Below are 1,730 nucleotides of genomic sequence, written 5' to 3' on the forward strand. Positions count from 1 at the left end.
GGCGACATCCGCTTCTTCCACCAGGCGGCACTGGCCGGCGACCCGAAGCTCGAAGACTTCTTCACCGAAGAGTACGCGCTCAACCACCTGATCCACGGCTATCCCAAGCCCTACATCGCGTGGATGGACGGCATCTGCATGGGTGGCGGCATGGGCATCTCGCAAGGTGCCTCGCACCGCGTGGTCACCGAGCACAGCAAGCTGGCGATGCCCGAGACGCACATCGGCCTGTTCCCCGATGTGGGCGGCGGCTGGTTCCTGTCGCGCTGCGCCGGCCGCCTGGGCGAGTACCTCGCGCTGACTGGCCACGTGCTGAAGGCGGCCGATGCGATCGAGACCGGCCTGGCCGATGTCGAGCTGCCTTCGGCTTCACTGGCGGTGGTGATCGACTCATTGGCTGCATTGCCCTGGCTGACGATGCAATCGATCGCCGACACGCTGCGCCAACACGCTGCCGCGCATCACGCCGCCGCACCGATCGCTGCGCAGCGTGCGCAGATCGATCAGCATTTCGCCGGCGCCAATCTGCAGGCGATCGAACAATCGCTGTTGGCCGACACCAGCGACTGGGCACAAGCCACGCTGGCCGCGCTGCGCAAGCAATCGCCGCTGATGATGGCCGTGACACTGGAGCAGATCCGCCGTGCCCGCCACATGAGCTTGGCCGACGACCTGCGCATGGAGCGCGACCTGGTGCGCCACTGCTTCCATCTGCGCCCTGGCGCAGCGAGCGAAACAGTGGAGGGCGTTCGCGCGTTGGCGATCGACAAGGACCACGCTCCGCGCTGGAACCCGGCGCGTGTGGCCGATGTGACGCCGGCGATGGTCGACGCCTTCTTTGACAGCCCCTGGCCCGCTTGGGCGCACCCGTTGGCCCAGCTGCGCTGATCCTAGGGCGATACCCGAGCGCCCGCCGCGGCGCCACGCCCTAGCATGGGCCGATTCCGATTCGAACCACAGGGAACCCCATGCTTCAGCTCAGCGGCCTGGATGCGACCTTCCTCTACATCGAGTCGCCCGAGATGCCCATGCACGTGGGCGCCTTGCATGTGCTCGAGATGCCGGAAGGCTACAAGGGCCATTTCGTCAAGGATCTGCGCACCTTGCTGGCCGCGCGGCTGCCGCTGATGCCGGCGCTGCGCCGCCGCCTGTGGTGGATGCCGCTGAACCTCGCGAACCCGGCCTGGGTCGATGCTGAACCCGATCTGAACAAGCACGTCGTCGAGGTCAAGCTGCCGGCGTCGGCGAAGAAGGGCGATGGCCTGGCCGAGCTGCATGCGGCCGTCGGCGAACTGCACCCGAAGCTGCTGGACCGCAGCAAGCCGCTGTGGCGGTTCCATGTGATGGAAGGGTTGGGCAAGTCGCCCGAAGGCCGCAAGCGCGTGGCGCTGTACAGCCAGGTCCACCATGCCGCGGTCGACGGCCAGGCTGCGGTCGCGTTGGCCAACATCCTGTTCGACCTGACGCCCGAGCCGAGGGTGATCGAGACGCGTCCATCCAAGCGCGTGAAGACCTTCCGCCACGACATGGCCGAGATGCTGCGCGGCGCCATCGCGGGCGAGGTGCTGCAGGTCGGGCAGATCATCCGTGAACTGCCGTCCACGGTCACCAGCCTCACCCGCGCCGCCGGCGCGGTGGCCATGAACACGCCGCTGCTGAACCGCGGCAAGAGCAAGGTCAGCAACCTCGCGCTCGCACCGCGCACGATGCTGAACGTGTCGGTCACGCCG

General features: G+C 67.5%; 2 protein-coding genes. Both read left to right on the forward strand.

The window, feature by feature from the left end; translation table 11 throughout:
• Nucleotides 1-888, forward strand: an 888-nt coding sequence (locus AC1DYI_RS34625) for a 3-hydroxyisobutyryl-CoA hydrolase (RefSeq protein WP_477208629.1), incomplete at its 5' end; no start/stop codon positions are given.
• Nucleotides 889-968: 80 nt separating this feature from the next.
• A partial coding sequence (locus tag AC1DYI_RS34630; RefSeq protein ID WP_477208630.1) for a wax ester/triacylglycerol synthase domain-containing protein occupies nt 969-1,730 on the forward strand: 762 nt, incomplete at its 3' end.

The organism is Ideonella sp. P3_A4, from assembly GCF_056403075.1.